General features: G+C 75.5%; 14 protein-coding genes. 2 read left to right on the plus strand and 12 right to left on the minus strand.

Annotation, left to right across the window (positions count from 1 at the left end):
* Positions 1–50: 50 nt before the first annotated feature.
* The 4 genes from SXIN_RS04370 to SXIN_RS04385 all read right to left on the minus strand — a co-directional run bounded on the left by SXIN_RS04370 (position 51) and on the right by SXIN_RS04385 (position 3,702).
* Positions 51–1,274, minus strand: coding sequence for an MBL fold metallo-hydrolase (locus SXIN_RS04370; RefSeq protein ID WP_192883658.1), 1,224 nt, complete (start codon positions 1,272–1,274; stop codon positions 51–53).
* A gap of 389 nt (positions 1,275–1,663) precedes the next feature.
* Complete coding sequence (locus SXIN_RS04375; RefSeq protein ID WP_019710751.1) at positions 1,664–2,503, minus strand: SAM-dependent methyltransferase; 840 nt, start codon at positions 2,501–2,503, stop codon at positions 1,664–1,666.
* A gap of 83 nt (positions 2,504–2,586) precedes the next feature.
* The gene (locus tag SXIN_RS04380) at positions 2,587–2,832 is read right to left on the minus strand and encodes a DUF397 domain-containing protein (RefSeq protein ID WP_019710752.1); all 246 of its coding nucleotides are present in this window, start codon (positions 2,830–2,832) and stop codon (positions 2,587–2,589) included.
* 3 nt (positions 2,833–2,835) lie between these two features.
* Positions 2,836–3,702 carry a helix-turn-helix domain-containing protein gene (locus SXIN_RS04385; protein ID WP_019710753.1) on the minus strand — a complete coding sequence of 289 codons (867 nt, stop codon included), beginning with the start codon at positions 3,700–3,702 and terminating at the stop codon, positions 2,836–2,838.
* Between the two features lie 137 nt (positions 3,703–3,839).
* Between SXIN_RS04385 and SXIN_RS04390 the strand changes: the two genes are divergently transcribed.
* Positions 3,840–4,304, plus strand: a complete 465-nt coding sequence (locus tag SXIN_RS04390) for an ATP-binding protein (RefSeq protein WP_019710754.1) — start codon at positions 3,840–3,842, stop codon at positions 4,302–4,304.
* Positions 4,305–4,614: 310 nt separating this feature from the next.
* Complete coding sequence (locus SXIN_RS04395; protein WP_019710755.1) at positions 4,615–5,430, plus strand: tyrosine-protein phosphatase; 816 nt, start codon at positions 4,615–4,617, stop codon at positions 5,428–5,430.
* 148 nt (positions 5,431–5,578) lie between these two features.
* Here the strand turns inward: SXIN_RS04395 and hpnH are convergent, their stop codons facing one another.
* From hpnH to SXIN_RS04435, 8 genes are all read right to left on the minus strand, one after another.
* Positions 5,579–6,589 (minus strand): adenosyl-hopene transferase HpnH, encoded by a 1,011-nt coding sequence (hpnH, locus tag SXIN_RS04400; RefSeq protein ID WP_019710756.1) that lies wholly within the window; start codon positions 6,587–6,589, stop codon positions 5,579–5,581.
* 5 nt (positions 6,590–6,594) lie between these two features.
* On the minus strand, positions 6,595–7,254 hold the full coding sequence (locus SXIN_RS04405) for a phosphorylase family protein (RefSeq protein ID WP_095756606.1): 660 nt from the start codon (positions 7,252–7,254) through the stop codon (positions 6,595–6,597).
* Complete coding sequence (gene shc / locus SXIN_RS04410; RefSeq protein ID WP_095756607.1) at positions 7,254–9,341, minus strand: squalene--hopene cyclase; 2,088 nt, start codon at positions 9,339–9,341, stop codon at positions 7,254–7,256. The genes SXIN_RS04405 and shc overlap by 1 nt, the downstream gene beginning before the upstream one ends.
* Before the next feature lie 207 nt (positions 9,342–9,548).
* Positions 9,549–10,607, minus strand: a complete 1,059-nt coding sequence (locus SXIN_RS04415) for a polyprenyl synthetase family protein (RefSeq protein WP_238153671.1) — start codon at positions 10,605–10,607, stop codon at positions 9,549–9,551.
* Positions 10,608–10,908: 301 nt separating this feature from the next.
* Positions 10,909–12,414 (minus strand): hydroxysqualene dehydroxylase HpnE, encoded by a 1,506-nt coding sequence (gene hpnE / locus SXIN_RS04420; protein WP_095756609.1) that lies wholly within the window; start codon positions 12,412–12,414, stop codon positions 10,909–10,911.
* A complete protein-coding gene (hpnD, locus tag SXIN_RS04425) occupies positions 12,414–13,415 on the minus strand; it encodes a presqualene diphosphate synthase HpnD (protein WP_238153672.1) in 1,002 nt (333 codons plus the stop codon). Before hpnD ends, hpnE begins: the two co-directional genes overlap by 1 nt.
* Entirely contained in the window at positions 13,412–14,308 is an 897-nt protein-coding gene (gene hpnC / locus SXIN_RS04430) for a squalene synthase HpnC (RefSeq protein WP_095757919.1), read from the minus strand. The genes hpnD and hpnC overlap by 4 nt, the downstream gene beginning before the upstream one ends.
* Before the next feature lie 386 nt (positions 14,309–14,694).
* Positions 14,695–15,363: a TetR/AcrR family transcriptional regulator gene (locus SXIN_RS04435; protein ID WP_095756610.1), complete on the minus strand. Its 669-nt coding sequence runs from the start codon at positions 15,361–15,363 to the stop codon at positions 14,695–14,697.
* Positions 15,364–15,366 lie beyond the last annotated feature (3 nt).

The following is a 15,366-nucleotide window of genomic DNA, read 5'->3' on the forward strand; positions in this document are numbered from 1 at the left end:
CGTTCCCTCCCCCGCCGCGCGTGCGGGGTGCCCCCGCACGGCCTCGCATCCTACTGGCCGCCCCGCGCAGGCCCCGAGGAGTACGGACGGTGCGCCGCCTCCGTCGCGCCGCCGGCAGCCGGCCCGGCAGCACCGGGCGCCGCCGCGCGGTCACCGTCCGCGGTCCGCTCCCCCGCCGCGGCCGGCACGGCCACCGCGCGCCACCACGGTTCGCCGGGCAGCGGACCGTCCCCGCCCGGCTCGAACGGCTCGCCGGGCCGGGGCGCGGCGAGCCGTACCCCCGCCTCCCGTGCCGCCGCCGCGGTCCGTTCGGCGGGCTCCTCCCACGGGTGCGGCGCGAGGTTGAACGTGCCCCAGTGGATGGGCAGCAGCGCACCGGCCGGTGTCCCGCCGGACAGGTCGAGGTGGGTCCGCACCCCTTCCTCCGGGGTCATGTGGATCTCCGGCCAGTGCTCGGAGTACGCGCCGATCTGGATCATCGTGGCGTCGAACGGGCCGTACGCGGCGCCGGTCTCGGCGAACCCGTGGTAGTAGCCGGTGTCCCCGCTGTGGAAGACCCGGTGCTCCGGGCCGGCCACGACCCAGGAGGCCCACAGGGTCCGCATCCCGCGGACGAGCCCCCGGCCGCAGAAGTGCCGCGCGGGCGTGGCCGTGAGCGTCAGCTCCCCGACCCGGGCCGACTCGTGCCAGTCCAGTTCGTCGACGCGCGCCGGGTCGACGCCCCAGTGTTCGAGGTCCGCCCCGACGCCCAGCGGTACGGCGAACCGGGTGCCGGTGGCCGCCAGCGCGCGGACGGCCGCCATGTCCAGGTGGTCGTAGTGGTCGTGCGAGATGACGACGACGTCGACCGGCGCCAGGTCGTCCAGCGGCAGCGGCACGGGGTGCAGACGGCGCGGTCCGGCGAAGGCGAACGGCGAGCAGCGCTCGCTCCAGACCGGGTCGAACAGGACCCGGTGACCGTCGATCTCCGCGAGCACGCTGGAGTGCCCCATCCAGGTCAGCCGGAGACCGGACGGGGGCGGGGCGTTCCGGGTCTCCGCGGCGGGCCGGTGCACGGGTATGGCGCCGGCGGGCGCGCGGCGTCTGCGCGCCTCCCGGTCGAACTGGGCGCGCAGCAGCGCCCGGCCGGAGCCCGGCAGCATCATGCGGGTGGGCACCGGGTTGCGGAACTGCCCGTCCGCCCACTGCGGCGATCTGCGGATGCGTTCGAGACGCTCCCCGGCCGGGTCCGCGCCGAAGGCCGCGGGCCGCAGCCGGGCGGCGAGGGACCGCAGCGCCCCGGGGGCGGCACGCCGCGGGCGGTTCGGGCGGGGCGCGGGACGAATCCCGGGGCGGGGCGCGGAGCTGGATTCGGGTTCGGGCACGGGACCTCCGTGGGGCGGCTGCTCGGTGGTGCGCCGCGGCCCTCGCCGCGGCGCCCGGTGGTGTCCGCCGGCTGTGCCGCCGGCGCTGTGCTCGACAGGAGAACGGTGGGGCGGTCCGCAAAATGCCCGCACCGCGCCGCCGCCCGGGGTCCGTCTTCGCCCCCGGCACGGCGGAGCCGGCCCCCGGGTGACGGCGCGGCCGGACGGAGGCCGGTCCGCTCGGCAGCCGTGCGGGCACGTACGGGGGCCGGGCCCGCCGTCCGTACGCGCGGGCCCGGCCCCCCTGCCCCGTCGGCCGTTCAGGGCTTGCGGCCCACGCCTCCGTAGCACGCGACGGTGCGCCCTCCGGCCTCGCCGGCCTTGCCGGTCCCCTCCTCGGGACGCCAGGCCGTGGCCTGGACCAGTCCCGGGTCGAGCAGTTCGTAGCCGTTGAAGAAGGGCAGGATGCGGGCGTGGTCGCGCAGGGTGAGGTGGGCCGTGGTCCGGTCGTAGACCTTGACGACATCCTCACCCTCCGCGCGCCTCCGACTCTCTCCGTGGAAGTCGGCGGTGACGTGGCTGAGGATGAGATGGCTTCCGGCGGGCAGGTCCTCGCCGAGGGCGGCGAGGATGCCCTCCGGGTCCGAGGCGTCGTCGATGAAGTGCAGGACGGCGACGAGCATCAGGGCCACCGGCTGGTCGAAGTCGATGAGCCGGCGGATGGTGGGGTGGTCCCGGATGGTGCGCGGTTCCCGGACGTCGGCGTGGACGAAGGCGGCGTTGCCCTCGTTGGTCAGCTTGGCCTCCGCGTGGGCCGCCACGATGACGTCGTTATCGACGAATGCCACCCGGGTGTCCGGCGCGATCTCCCGTGCGATCTCATGGGTGTTGGGCGAGGTGGGGATGCCGGTGCCGATGTCGATGATCTGCCGGACGCCCGCCTTGACGACGGTCCGCACGGCCCGCTGCATGAAAGCCCGGTTCGCCCGCGCGGTGGCCCGGGTGTCCGGGGCCAGCTTCATGACGTCCTCCGCGGCCGCGCGGTCGACCTCGTAGTTGTCCCATCCCCCGAGGTAGTAGTCGTACATCCGGGCGGGATGCGGTCTGCTGGTGTCGATATGTTCGACAGGGAAACCCTGGTCGGTCACACCGGTCTCCATTTCTGTCTTCCCCCTGTCCGTGGGGAGTTCCCCCGTGTCCGTGCGGGAAAGCCGGCCGGCTCGGTCGGGGCGGGCCGGCCCGGTCAGGCGAGGAGGAAGTCCGCCTCGCCGTCCTTCGCGCCACGGATGAAGGTCGCGATTTCGTGATGGCTGTATATCAGGGCGGGGCCGTCCGGGTCGGTGGACTGACGCAGCGCGACCCTTCCGTCACCCAGCTTCATGGCCTCCACACAACTCCCCCCGTTTCCGCCGCTCCACGGCTTGTGCCAGCCCTCCGTGCCGAGCTCCGTGGAGGGCATCCCGTTGTAAATACGTTTCCTGCGATCCATGGTTCAGATCTCCTTGCGAATCCCACCCAGCACCGTCCGGGTGGTGTGTGCGGGCGCGGCTTGCGCGCACATCCGGTCCAGGGCCTCCAGGAACGCCGACACGTCGTCCCGCTGGTCGACGTAGACGGCGCCGACGAGGCTCTCGGAGTAGACGACGTCCGGCAGTTCCGGGAGCGGAAACCGGAAGATGTGAAAGGGACCGTACATGGCCGGGTGCGGACCCGCGGAGAAGGGCATGAGCTGGAGTCTGACCCGCGGCATCTCGGTCGCCTCGATGAGCCGGTCGATCTGTGCGCGCATCACCTCGGGGCCGCCGATCGGGCGGCGCAGGACCGTCTCGTCCATGACAACCCACAGCAGCGGCGGGTCGTCCTTGGTCAGCAGGGACTGGCGCTCGGCGCGGAGTGCGGCGAGGCGCTCCACTTCGGCCTGGGGCGCGTGCGGCATCCCGGCGCGGAGGACGGCGCGCGCGTAGGCCTCGGTCTGGAGCAGCCCGGGGACGTAGTGCGGCTCATAGGCGCGGATGACGCTCGCCTCTCCCTCCAGGGCGACGAAGGCGCTGAACCACTCGGGGAGGACATCGCGGTAGCGGTGCCACCAGCCCGGCTGGTTGGCCTCCCGCGCCAGGGAGACGAAGGCGTCGATGTCCCGCTGGTCGGTAACGCCGTAGACCCGGAGGAGCTTCTCCACATAGGGGATTTTCAGCCCGACTTCGGCCTTCTCCATCCGGCGGACCGTGGCGTGGGTGACGTCGAGGGCGCGGCCCGCCTCCGCGAACGACAGCCCGGCCCTCTCCCGTAGATCCTGCAGGCGCTTGCCGAGCACCAGCCTCAGGACGGTCGGCGCACCTCCCGACCGCGCGTCCTTCACCGCACATCCCCTCCAACAACCTTGACCCGGGCGCAGTCTGTCATGGGGTCAGCTGAGCGGGCCAGGCTGTCGTCAGCGTTTTGTGATTTACAGACTGATCCTTGCCATGCGTGAGTGACAAGCCTCATAGTTGCAGCGTGGCTCCTTCCCATGAAGCGCTCCGGCTGAGCCGCTGCGGCGGCGTCGTCGCCCGGCATCTCGAGGACGTGTTCCATCTGCCGGCGATGAGCGCCTCGGTCTGCAAGGCCCGGCGGCGTGTCCTCACGCTGCTCTCCGAGTGGGGCGTCGACGAGCGCTGCCGCGCGGACGCCGAACTGGTGGTGTCGGAGCTGTTCACCAACGCCGTGCGGCACACCGACAGCGTGAAGGTGACCTGCGAGATCCGGCTCACCGGACAGCGGCTGCGGCTGGAGGTCACCGACCAGGGCTGCGCGGAGACCGAGCCGCGCGCCCGGTTCTCCGGGATCGACGAGGAGGGCGGGCGCGGGCTGATGCTGGTCGGCGCCCTGGCGGAGGAGTGGGGCGTCCGGCCGGACGAGACCGGGCGCGGCCAGGTGGTCTGGGCCTGTCTGCGCCGCTCCGGGAGAACCGCCGCCCTCTGAGCCGCCGGCCCGTGGCTCCCGAAACCGCCGGGACACCGCCCGCCGGGGCACCCCGCCCCGGTCTGGCTCCCCCGCGCCGGCCCGTCTCTCTCCCCCCGCGCCCTCCCGTCCGTCGTCAGGTCCGCTTTCCGTGACGCGTTCCACAGCGCGGGCCGGTGCGGGCCGGATCGGGCCAGGTGGAGCGCGGTCCGGCGGAGGTCCGGCAGCATGGGGGAACCGGTTGCCCGGGTAATCCATATCGTAGGGTCAGCAGCATCAGGAGCACCGCCTCGTCGGCGAGAGGGCCGGCGGCCGACACCGAGGAGCGCCCGTGACGCAGACGCCTCAGGTCCCCCAGGCCGAGCAGACCGAGCCCCGGCTCTCGGGTGTGCGGAACTTCCGCGACGTGGGCGGCCTGCCGACCGGCGACGGCCGGACGGTCCGGCGCGGGGTGCTCTACCGCAGCGGGCATCTGGCGAAGGCCACCGCCGCGGACGCGGCGTTCCTCTCCTCCCTCGGACTCCACACGGTCTTCGACTTCCGCAATGACGCCGATGTGGCCCTCGACGGCCACGACATCGCGCTGGACGGCGTGCGCCATGTGAACATCCCGCTGACCGACCCCGCCGACGGCGCGGAGTTCTGGCGGATGGTGCGGGACGGCGACCTGACGCAGCTCCGCGCCGCGCTGGGCGACGGCAAGGCCGCCCTGCGGATGTCGAGCACCTACCGCGTCATCATGAAGACCCGCACCACCGAGCACAGCCGGGTGCTGCACGCACTCGCCGAGGACAGCGTGCCCGCGCTGATGCACTGCGCGGCGGGCAAGGACCGGGCGGGGCTGTCGGTCGCGGTGACCCTGCTCGCCCTGGGCGTCGAGCGGGACGCGATCGAGGAGGACTACCTCGCGAGCGCCGCCCCGCACCGCCGCTACCGGTTCCGCCGCTCGGACGACTCCCCCGCCGCCCTGACGCCGGAGGTCGAGGATCTCCTGAGCCCGCTCTTCGACGCCCGGCGGGAGTACCTGGACGCCGCGTTCACGACGATCGAGGAGGAGTGGGGGACGGTCGACGCCTACCTCACCCGGGGGCTGGGCTTCGGGCCCGACCGGCGCGAGCGGCTGCGGGCCCGGATGCTCGACGGCTGAGCCGGCCGGCTTTTTCGGGCTGGATCGTGCGGCCCGCCCGGACGGCCCGCCCGCACGGCCGGACGGCACGGCCTGCCGGTGCGGACGAGCGGACCCTCCGCACCGGCAGGACCGTCCCGCGGCCCCGCCGCCTCCCTCCCGGCCGGTCTCAGCCGGCCGTCTCGCGCAGCGCGCGCAGCGACTGCCGCAGCGAGCCGAGGGTGGCGAGGACGGCGGTCGGTTCGTAGCCGCAGTGCGCCATGCAGTTGGCGCAGCGCGGGTCGCGGCCCCGCCCGTAGGCGTCCCAGTCGGTCTCCTCGATGAGCTCCCGGTAGGTGGGGACGTAGCCGTCGCTCATCAGGTAGCAGGGCCGCTGCCAGCCGAAGAGGGAGTAGTTGGGGATGGCCCAGGCGGTGCAGGGGAAGTCCACCCGGCCTTCCAGGAAGTCGAGGAAGAGCGGGCTGTGGTTGAGCCGCCACCGGCGCCGGTTGCCGCCCGCGAAGGCCTTGGCGAACAGCTCGCGGGTCTGGGCGACGCCGAGGAAGTGCTCCTGGTCGGGGGCTTTCTCGTAGGCATAGGCGGGCGAGATCATCATCTCGTCCACCAGCAGCTCGTCGTTGAGGTAGTCGAGGACCTCGATGATGGTCTGCGGGGTGTCCGTGTTGAAGAAGGTCGAGTTGGTGGTGACCCGGAAGCCGCGCCGCTTGGCCTCCTTGATCGCCTCGACGGCCTCGTCGAACACGCCTTCCTTGGCGACGGAGGCGTCGTGCCGCTCGCGCAGCCCGTCGATGTGCACCGCGAAGGCGAAGTAGCGCGAGGGTTCGAATTTCTCGATGTTCTTGCGCAGCAGGACGGCGTTGGTGCAGAGGAAGACGTACTTCCTGCGTGCGGTGAGCTGCCGCACGATCTCGTCGATCTGCGGGTGCATCAGCGGTTCGCCGCCCGCGACGGACACCATGGGCGCGCCCGACTCCAGGACCGCGCCGACGGCCTGGGCGACGGGCATCCGCTGTCGGAGCACCCCGGCCGGGTGCTGGATCTTCCCGCAGCCCTCGCACTTGAGGTTGCAGGCGAAGAGCGGTTCCAGCTCGACGATCAGCGGGAACTTCTCCCGGCGGCGGAGCTTCTGGGCGAAGAGATAGGTTCCGACCCGGATGGATTGGCGGAGCGGCATGGCCATCTGGCTCACCTCCTGGGGAGCGGCAGGGAACGGTGCCATTCGTAGAAAGCCGGCAGGACGGTCCGCAGGACGCGGAAGGCCGATATTCCACCGAGCACCGTGCCGCCCCGGGCCAGTTCGCGCTCCGGGGTGTCCACGACCACCCGTACGGCGGCAACGGGGCGCGGCCCCGCGGCCAGCGCGGTGCGGAGGACGGCGGCGGACTCCATGTCGGCGGCGATCGCTCCGGTCGCGTGCAGGCGGGCACGCTCGGCGCCCCGTACGAGGTGGTCGGTGCCGGCGAGCGGTCCGGTGTGGACGGCGGTGCCGGACCGGGCGCGGCCGGCACGCCCGGCCAGGGCGCCGGCCAGGGCGGCGGTGCCCGCGCAGGGCACGCGCCCGATCCGGTCGCGGGTCTCGGCGGCGACGACCAGGTCGCCGGGGCGCATCCCCGGGGCGAGCGCCGCGCAGAAGCCGGTGGCGAGGACGGGCGTGCCGACCGCGTACGGGTCGGCCCGGCGCAGGCCGCGGAGCACGGCGCGTTCGGCGGACCGGGGGCCCATGCCGGTGCGCAGGACGGTCAGGGCGCGGGGTGCGCCGGTCCGGTCGCCGCCGCGCAGGGCAAGCCGTTCGATGGAGAGCGCGCAGGCGATCAGCAGCGTCGCGGGACCGCCGTCCTCGGCCATCAGGCGTCCCGCGGGACGGTCCGGGGCTGCCGCCCCACGGCGGTCAGGTACCGGCCGAGGGCGGTGAGCGGGAACACCAGCCGGTAGAGGTGGTAGTTGATGGAGAAGTCCCAGGGGAAGCCGGTGCCGGTGAACTGGGGTTCGTCCCAGGAGCCGTCCTCGCGCTGGGTGCGGGCGAGCCAGCCGATGCCGCGTTCGACGGCCTTCCCGTCCTCCTCGCCGGCGGCGAGCAGGGCGAGGAGGGCCCAGCCGGTCTGGGAGGCGGTGGACTCGCCGCGGGCGATCCACTCGGGGTCCGGGTAGGAGCGCAGGTCCTCGCCCCAGCCGCCGTCCTCGTTCTGGACGCTGCTGAGCCAGTCGACGGCACGGCGGATCGCGGGGTGCTCCGCGGGGACGCCGGCCGCGACGAGGGCGGGGACGGCGGAGCCGGTGCCGTAGAGGTAATTGACGCCCCAGCGGCCGAACCAGGCACCGCTCGGCTCCTGTTCGGCGAGCAGCCACGCGACGGCGCGCCGGACGCGCGGGTCGGCGGCCAGGCCCTCGGCGGCGAGCATCTCGACGACGTGCGCGGTGACGTCGGCGGACGGCGGGTCGATGACCTCGCCGAAGTCGCAGAACGGCAGCCGGTTGGGGAAGGCGCTGGTGTTGTCGGCGTCGAAAGCGCCCCAGGCGCCGTCCGCGGACTGCATGCCGAGGGTCCAGCGGACGGCGCGGCGGACGGCCCGGTCGACCCGCTCGGGCTCGGGGTGGGCGGTGCGGCGGAGGGCGAGGACGACCTCGGCGGTGTCGTCGGTGTCCGGGTAGTTGTCGTTGTGGAACTCGAACGCCCATCCGCCCGGAGGCAGTCCGGGCCGGCGGACCGACCAGTCGCCGGGGCGCAGCACCTGCTCGCCGAGCATCCAGTCGGCGGCTCTGACGAGCGCGGGGTGTCCGGCGGGCAGCCCGGCGTCGGTGAGGGCGATGGTGGCCAGGCAGGTGTCCCAGACCGGGGACTGGCAGGCCTCGATCATGCGGCTCGGACCGCCGCCGGGGCCGGGCGCGTCCTGCCAGACGGCGAACCGGTCGAGCGAGTCGAGCCCGGCGCGCAGCACGGGGTGGTCGAGGTCGTAGCCGAGCAGGTGGAGGGCGATGACCGAGTAGACGGCGGGTGGCTGGATGCCGCCCCAGCAGCCGTCGTTCTCCTGGCGTTCGACGATCCAGCGGGCGCAGGCCCGCAGCGCCGCGCGCCGCAGCGGGGGCGGCGCCACCCGGCGGTAGGCGTGCAGGAGGCGGTCCAGGCGCCGGAAGACGCGGTCCCAGCCGGTGGCGGTGGCCGCGGCGCGGCGCGGCGCGGCCGGGTCCGGGTGGAGTTCGCCGAGGGGGAAGGGGGCGGGGCGCACCGGGCGCAGGGCGGACACGACGGTGAGCGGCACGATGGTCTGCCGGGCCCAGCAGCCGAAGTCGTAGATGTTGAGCGGGAACCACTTCGGCAGGTAGATCATCTCGGGCGGCAGTTCGGGCAGCTGTTCCCAGGGCCACCAGCCGAAGAGCGCGAGCCAGATCCGGGTGAAGACGCGGGAGGCGGCGATGCCGCCGTGCTCGCGCACCCAGGCGGAGGCGGCGGCCATGTGCGGGTCCGCGGGGGCGTCGCCGGCGAGCCGGAGGGCGACGTAGGCCTCGATGGTGGCGGAGAGGTCGCCGGGACCGCCGTGGAAAGTGGCCCAGGTGCCGTCCGGGCACTGGCGGGAACGGATGAAACGGGCCGCGGCCTCGGTGGTCCGCCGGTCGCCGATGCCGAGGAACTCGCGGAGCAGCAGGTCCTCGGCGTCCATGGTGACGTTGGTCTCCAGGTCGCCCTTCCACCAGCCCTCGTCGTGCTGCCGGCCGAGCAGGTTCCGCACCGCCCGCGCGGCGGCGCGCTCGGCTGCGGCGGGGGTGTCCCGGGGACCGGGGGCGGGAGGGCGCGGGTCCGGGGTTCCGGACTCCCGGCGGGGGCCGGCGGATTCCCCGGCGGGCGCGGCGGGCGGCGCCGGGAGCGGGCCGGGCGGGCCGCCGGCCGGGAGGGCGGGGGGCCGTGGGCCCGAGCTGCCGTCGGTCGTCGCTGTCATGGCTTCCCCTTCGTGCAGTGAACGCGCTCTGCTGTGCTGGGGTGCGCACCGGCCGCCGCGCGCCGCCCGGGGAGGGCGTGCGGCGGCGGCCGGTGACAGCGGTCTATATGTGCCGGCGGTGCTCTCCGCGGACGGCCGCTCCACCGGCCGGTGGAGCGGTCGGTGGAGCGGCCGGTGGGGCGGTCGTCCCGCACGGTGCGAGCCCGGTCATTTCCGCCGCACGACCACGAAGTCCGCGAGGGCGACGAGCTGTTCGCGGACGTGCGGATCCAGGTCGACCCGGTCCAGCGCGCCGATCGCGGCGGTGTGCTGCCGCTGCGCCTCCTGAGAGGTCCAGGTGCGGCCGCCGGCCTCCTCGATGAGCGCGGCGCGCTCGGCGAACTCCGTCTCGTCGAAGTCCTCGGTGCGGTCGCTCTTGGCGTCGACGGCGAGGATGGCGGCGAGCCGGTCGGAGGCGGCTCCGCCGGCGGCGAGGGCGGCGACGACCGGCAGGGACTTCTTCCGCTGCCGCAGGTCGCTCCAGGTCTGCTTGCCGGTCGCCTCCGGGTCGCCCCAGATGCCGAGCAGATCGTCGACCGCCTGGAAGGCGAGACCGAGGTGGTGGCCGTAGGACTCCAGGCTGTCGGCGAGGTGGTCGTCGGCGCCGCCGAGGACGGCGCCGATCGAGGTGGCGCAGGCGAGCAGCGCGCCGGTCTTGTTGCCCTCCATGCGCAGGCACTCCTCGACGGTGACCCGCTCCCGGTGCTCGTAGGAGATGTCCTGGGCCTGGCCGTCGATGAGCTTGCGGGTCGCGGTGGTCAGCCGTCTCGCGGCGCGGGCCGCCTCGGGCGTGCCCATCTCCAGCAGGATCTCCCCGGCCAGGGCGAAGAGGGCGTCACCGACGAGGACGGCGAGGGCGGGGCCGTGCACCTTCCAGACGGTGTCGCGGTGGCGGCGCTGCTCGTCGCCGTCCATGAGGTCGTCGTGGAGCAGCGAGAAGTTGTGCACCAGCTCGACGGCGACGGCGCCCGGGACGCCGGTCTCCGGCGCCGCACCCGCCGCCTCGGCGGAGAGCAGCGCGAGCGCCGGGCGGACCGCCTTGCCGCCGTCGCCCTCGGCGGGGCGGCCCTCGGCGTCGATCCAGCCGAAGTGGTAGGCGGCGACGGTGTCCATGGGCGGTGCGAGCCGGGCCACGGCGGCCCGCAGCACCGGCGTGGCGAGCGTCCGTCCGCGCAGCAGCAGCGCGGGGACGTCCGCGGTGTCGATGGCGGGTTGCGCCGTGTTCACTGTCTCTCCTTCGGTTCCTCTGCGGTCGTGGGTGCCGGGCCGCGCGTCTGCCCGCTCTGTCTCCGGGGGCCGCGCCCCCGGGGCCGGCACGGGGTGCGCGGGCCGGGGGGTCGCGGCGTGGGATGTGCCGGTCATGCGGCCCTGCCTTCCTGGGTGCGTGCCCGCGGCGTGCGCCCCGGGGACGGGGCGGGTGGGGCGGTGAAGGCCGCGGTGCCGGCCGCCCCGGGCGGTCCGGGGAGCCGGGCGGCGGTACGGGCTGCCGTGCGGTGCCGGTGCTCCGTCCCGTGGCGTGGTGTCGGCATCAGGCAGCCTCCTGCTGGGGGTCCACCCGGCCGGGGCCCGGGGGCGGGTCCGGGTGGGTGCGGACGGTGCGGAGGTGGCGCAGGGCCGCGGCGGCGGCGGTGGCGCCGCTGCGGGCCGCGCCCTCCATCGTGGCGGGCCACCCGGTGGCGGTCCATGCCCCCGCGAGTTGGAGGCCGGGGACGCGGGTGCGGGCGGGCGGGCGGAGCCGTCCGGTGCCGGGGGCGGGGTCGAAGGTGGCGGCGCGCTCGCGGGTGACGAAGAAGTCGGCGACCCGCGCGTTCCGGGCGCCGGGCAGCAGCCGCTCCAGCTCGGGCAGGAAGCGGCGGCGGAGCTCCGCGACGGGCAGGTCGATGATGTCTCCGGCGGCCGACTGCGACAGGGCGAGGTACTGGGCGCCGCCGGTGAGCCCGGAGGGCTCCGTCCGGTCGAAGACCCATTGGACGGGGCTGCCCAGCGCGGCGAGGAAGGGGCGGCGCAGCACCCTGCGATCGTAGACGACATGGACGTTGAGGATCGGCGCGGTCCCGATGTCCAGCAGCCGCCCGGGGTCGTCCAGGGCACCGTCGGGCAGCAGCCGGTGTGCCTCGTCGTGCGGGACGGCGAGGACGACGGTGTCGGCGCGCAGCGTCTCCGGGCCGCCCGGTGCGGTGACGGCGACCCGCCAGCCGCCGGAGCCCGCGCCCCGGCGGTGCAGCGCGCGGGCGCGGGTGCGGAGCAGGACGCGCACGCCGGCGCCCTCCAGGGCCCGGCGGGTGCGGGTGTCGTGGAGTTCGCCGAGCGGCACCCGGGCCCGGCCGATGTCCGCCGCGCCCGGTGCGGAGAGCAGTCCGGTGCGGAAGACCATGGCGGCCAGGGCCAGGGACGCCCGGTCGGCGGGGGCGTTGAGGGTGGCGACGCCGATGAGGTCCCACAGCGCCTCCACCGCGCGCGGGGACTGGCCCTGCCGGCGGAGCCAGCCGCCGAAGTCGGTGCCGTCGAGCGCCGGATCGGCGGGGTCGAGGCGGCGCAGGGCGAGCGCGGCGCGGGCGGCCGCGGCGCGTTCGGCCGGGGAGAGGTGCGGATAGCGGGCGAGGGAGCCGGCGAGGTGGAGCGGTACGGGCAGGGCGGAGCGGCGCAGCCGTCCGGCGCGGTTCCGGGCGGCGTCGAGGACGGGCACGTCGAGGCGGTGCTGGACGGGCGCCAGGCCGGCGGCCCCGACGCGCTCCAGGAGCGCGCGGTAGGCGGTGCAACAGCGCAGGTGGACGTGCTGGCCGTTGTCGGCGGTGAGGTCCCCGGCCGGGGAGGAGCGGCGGAAGGAGAAGGCGAGCCCGCCGAGGCGCGGCCGGGCCTCGGTGAGGGTGACGCGGACACCGGCGTCGGCGAGGGCGAGGGCGGCGGCCGTGCCGGCGATGCCGCCGCCGACGACGACGGCGGTCCGCCCGGCGGCACGGTACGGGCCGGGGCCGCCGGCGGGCGCGGCGGGGCCGGGCCGGGGCGGGGACGGTTCGGGAACCGGCGGGCGCATCAGGCGCGGCCTCCGGCCCGGCCGGCCCGGTGGCGGGCGGTGCGGCGGGTGATGTGCCGGGCGTCCAGGCCGGACAGGCCGCGCACGGCGACGTACGCCTTCTCGGGTGCGGGCAGGGAGACCCGGCCGTGCAGGACGGCCTCGGGGTCGCGGGCGATGCGGTCCAGCAGCCGGCGGTAGATGCCGGCCATGGCGGCGACGCAGGCGCCGCTGCGCCGGTCGAGGAGCGGCAGCAGCCGGAAGCCCTCGGTGAACAGGGCGCGGGCGCGCCGCGCCTGGTAGTGGACGAGGCCGGTGAAGTCGGCGCCGGCCGGCGGCACGGGGGTGTGGAAGCCGGCGGCGCAGCCGAACTTGGCGAGGTCGTCGGCGGGGAGGTAGAGGCGGCCGTGGGCGGCGTCCTCGCGGATGTCCCGGAGGATGTTGGTGAGTTGGAGGGCGAGGCCGAGGGTGTCGGCGTACTCGGGGGCGCGTTCGGTCTCGCGGGCGCCGTGGCCGTGGGGGCTCGTGACCCCGAATACGCCGAGGGACAGCCGGCCGATCGTGCCGGCGACCCGGCGGCAGTACGTCCGGAGGTCGTCCCAGGTGTCGTAGGTCTCGCCGCGCACGTCCATCAGGACGCCGTCGATGAGTTCGTCGAGCGCGGCCAGGGGGATCGGGAAACGCTCGGCGGCGTGGGCGAGGGCGACGGCGACGGGGTCGGTGTCGTCGGTACGGACGCCGCCGTCGCGCACCCGTGCGAGGAGGGCGCGGGTGTCGTCCAGGCGGGCGAGCTTGGCGGACGCGGGGAGGTCGCCGTCGCCGATGTCGTCGACGCGGCGGGAGAAGGCGTACAGCGCCGACATGGCCTGCCGTTTGCCGGGGGGCAGCAGGCGGATGCCGTAGGCGAAGTTGCGGGCCTGGTGCCCGGTGACGGTCTCGCAGTAGCGGTAGGCGGCGAGCACCGGCGCCGGTACGGAAGCGGACGCGGGTGCGGAGGCGGACGGGGTCACGGTCCGGCTCACCCCTCTCTTCGCAGTGTGGCGGCCGCCGCGCGCAGGAGGGCGGTTCGGGTGGGCCTGGGCGGTCCGGGCAGGACGTCGTGGCCGGCGGCGGCGATGGCGGCCAGCGCCGCCCTGCCGCCCGCCACGAAGCCGGCGAGCAGCAGCTTGAGGCGTCCGGAGACGCTCCCCACGAGCGGTGCGCCCTCGTCGAGCAGGGCGCGGGCGCGGTCGGCCTCGTGGCGGACCAGGGCGCGCACCCGCGCGTCGCCGGTGGGGCGGCGCAGATCGTCCTCCCGGACGCCGAAGCGCTCCATGTCCTCGGCGGGGAGGTAGACGCGGCCGCGGGCGAGGTCCTCGGCGACGTCCTGGAGGTGCTCGGTGATCTGCAGGGCGGTGCAGACGGCGTCGGAGCGGCGGACGCGTTCGGGGCTGGTCGTGCCGGTGACGGCGAGGACGAGCCGGCCGACGGGGTTGGCGGAGAGTTCGCAGTAGGCCAGCAGGTCCTCGTAGCGGGGGCAGCGGTGGACGTGCTGGTCCCGGCGGTTGGCGGCGATGAGGTCGAGGAACGGCCCGGGGGTGAGCCGGTGGCGGCGCACGGCCGGGGCGAGGGCGCGGAGCAGGGGGTGGCGCGGGCTGCCGCCGGGCGTGAAGACGCGGCGGAGGTCGGTCTCGACGGCGTCGAGCAGGGCGAGCCGGTCGCCGTCGGCGCCCGGGCCGGCGCCGAGCAGGACGGCGTCCGTCCCGCCGGGGGCGAGGTCGCCGTCGCCGATGTCGTCGACGAGGCGCGCGTAGCCGTAGACGGCCATGAGGTCGGCGCGCCAGGTGCGGGGCAGGAAGAACGGGGCGACGGGGAAGTTCTCGTGCGCGGCCTTCTCCAGCACGGCCCCGGAGTGCGGTTCCGTGCCGGCGGTCACCGGGGCCCGCCCGGTGCCCGGCACACGGCGCCGCGGGCGGCGGGCGGCGGGGTGCGCCGCGGGACGGCGGCGTCCCGGAGCTGAGGGGTTCCCGTAGCCATGGCCGTCACATCCCCTGTTCTACACCGTCCACCCAGAACATACGATTTCGGACACGCCGCACGGGGGACGCGCCCCGGCGCCGTACGCGCGGGCCGATGGCGCGGCGTTTGGGAGGACTTGCCCGTGAATCGGCGCCGCCCAGCCTAGGCGATGCGGGCCCGGGCGGCGCACCGTGGCCGGTGGTGGCGCGGGGCGTTTCGCCCGGGGCGCGGGGGGCGGGTCGGGTCCGGCGGAGCGGGGGGCGCCGGACCGCCGGACCGCCGGGTCCTCCACCCGTCCGGATGTCAGCCGAAGAGGCCGGCCGCGACCATGCGCACGGTGCGGTCGGTGAGGGTTTCCCACTGCCCGGCCGGGAGCCCGGCGAGCGGCCCGTCGAGGAGGAGCTGGGCCAGGCCGTGCACGGCGGCCCAGGCCGCGATCTCCGCGCCCGGGCGGGCCGCCGGCGGCATCCGCCCGGCGGCGACGGCCGCGTCGAGCGTGTCGGTGAGCACCCGGAAGGCGCTGTACCGGGGCTCGTCACCGGGCGGGGCGGACCCCGCGAAGGCCGCCCGGACGCCGTCGGCCCCGGGCGCGTCGGCCGGGATGCGCCGGAAGGCCGTGCGGTAGAGGCCGGGGTTCTCGACGGCGAAGCGGACGTAGCCGCGGCCGATGGCGGCCAGCCGGCGCTCGGCCTCCTCGCCCGGGTCGGGGAGCGGCGGCACCTCGCGCACCGCTTCCAGCATGAAGACCGCCAGCGCCTGCTGGCCGCGGGCCTTCACCTGCCAGAGCAGGTCGCCGTGGCCGGAGAAGTGCCGGTAGGCGGCGGTGGGCGAGACCCCGACGCGGCGGGCCGCCTCGCGGAGGACGACCCGTTCGGGACCGCCTTCGACGGCGAGTTCGACGGCGGCGCCGATCAGCGCGTTCCGCAGATCGCCGTGGTGATAACCGGTCTTGCCGCCGCTGCCTTTCGCCATGCC

The organism is Streptomyces xinghaiensis S187 (genome assembly GCF_000220705.2).
Classification (GTDB): Bacteria; Actinomycetota; Actinomycetes; order Streptomycetales; family Streptomycetaceae; genus Streptomyces; species Streptomyces xinghaiensis.

Bases quoted from the DNA above. Each gene is read 5' to 3' on its own strand.
- SXIN_RS04375 (WP_019710751.1), bottom strand. From the start codon at position 2,503: ATGGAGACCGGTGTGACCGACCAGGGTTTCCCTGTCGAACATATCGAC.
- SXIN_RS04380 (WP_019710752.1), bottom strand. From the start codon at position 2,832: ATGGATCGCAGGAAACGTATTTACAACGGGATGCCCTCCACGGAGCTC.
- hpnH (WP_019710756.1), bottom strand. From the start codon at position 6,589: ATGGCCATGCCGCTCCGCCAATCCATCCGGGTCGGAACCTATCTCTTC.
- SXIN_RS04405 (WP_095756606.1), bottom strand. From the start codon at position 7,254: ATGGCCGAGGACGGCGGTCCCGCGACGCTGCTGATCGCCTGCGCGCTC.
- shc (WP_095756607.1), bottom strand. From the start codon at position 9,341: ATGACAGCGACGACCGACGGCAGCTCGGGCCCACGGCCCCCCGCCCTC.
- hpnE (WP_095756609.1), bottom strand. From the start codon at position 12,414: ATGCGCCCGCCGGTTCCCGAACCGTCCCCGCCCCGGCCCGGCCCCGCC.
- SXIN_RS04435 (WP_095756610.1), bottom strand. From the start codon at position 15,363: ATGGCGAAAGGCAGCGGCGGCAAGACCGGTTATCACCACGGCGATCTG.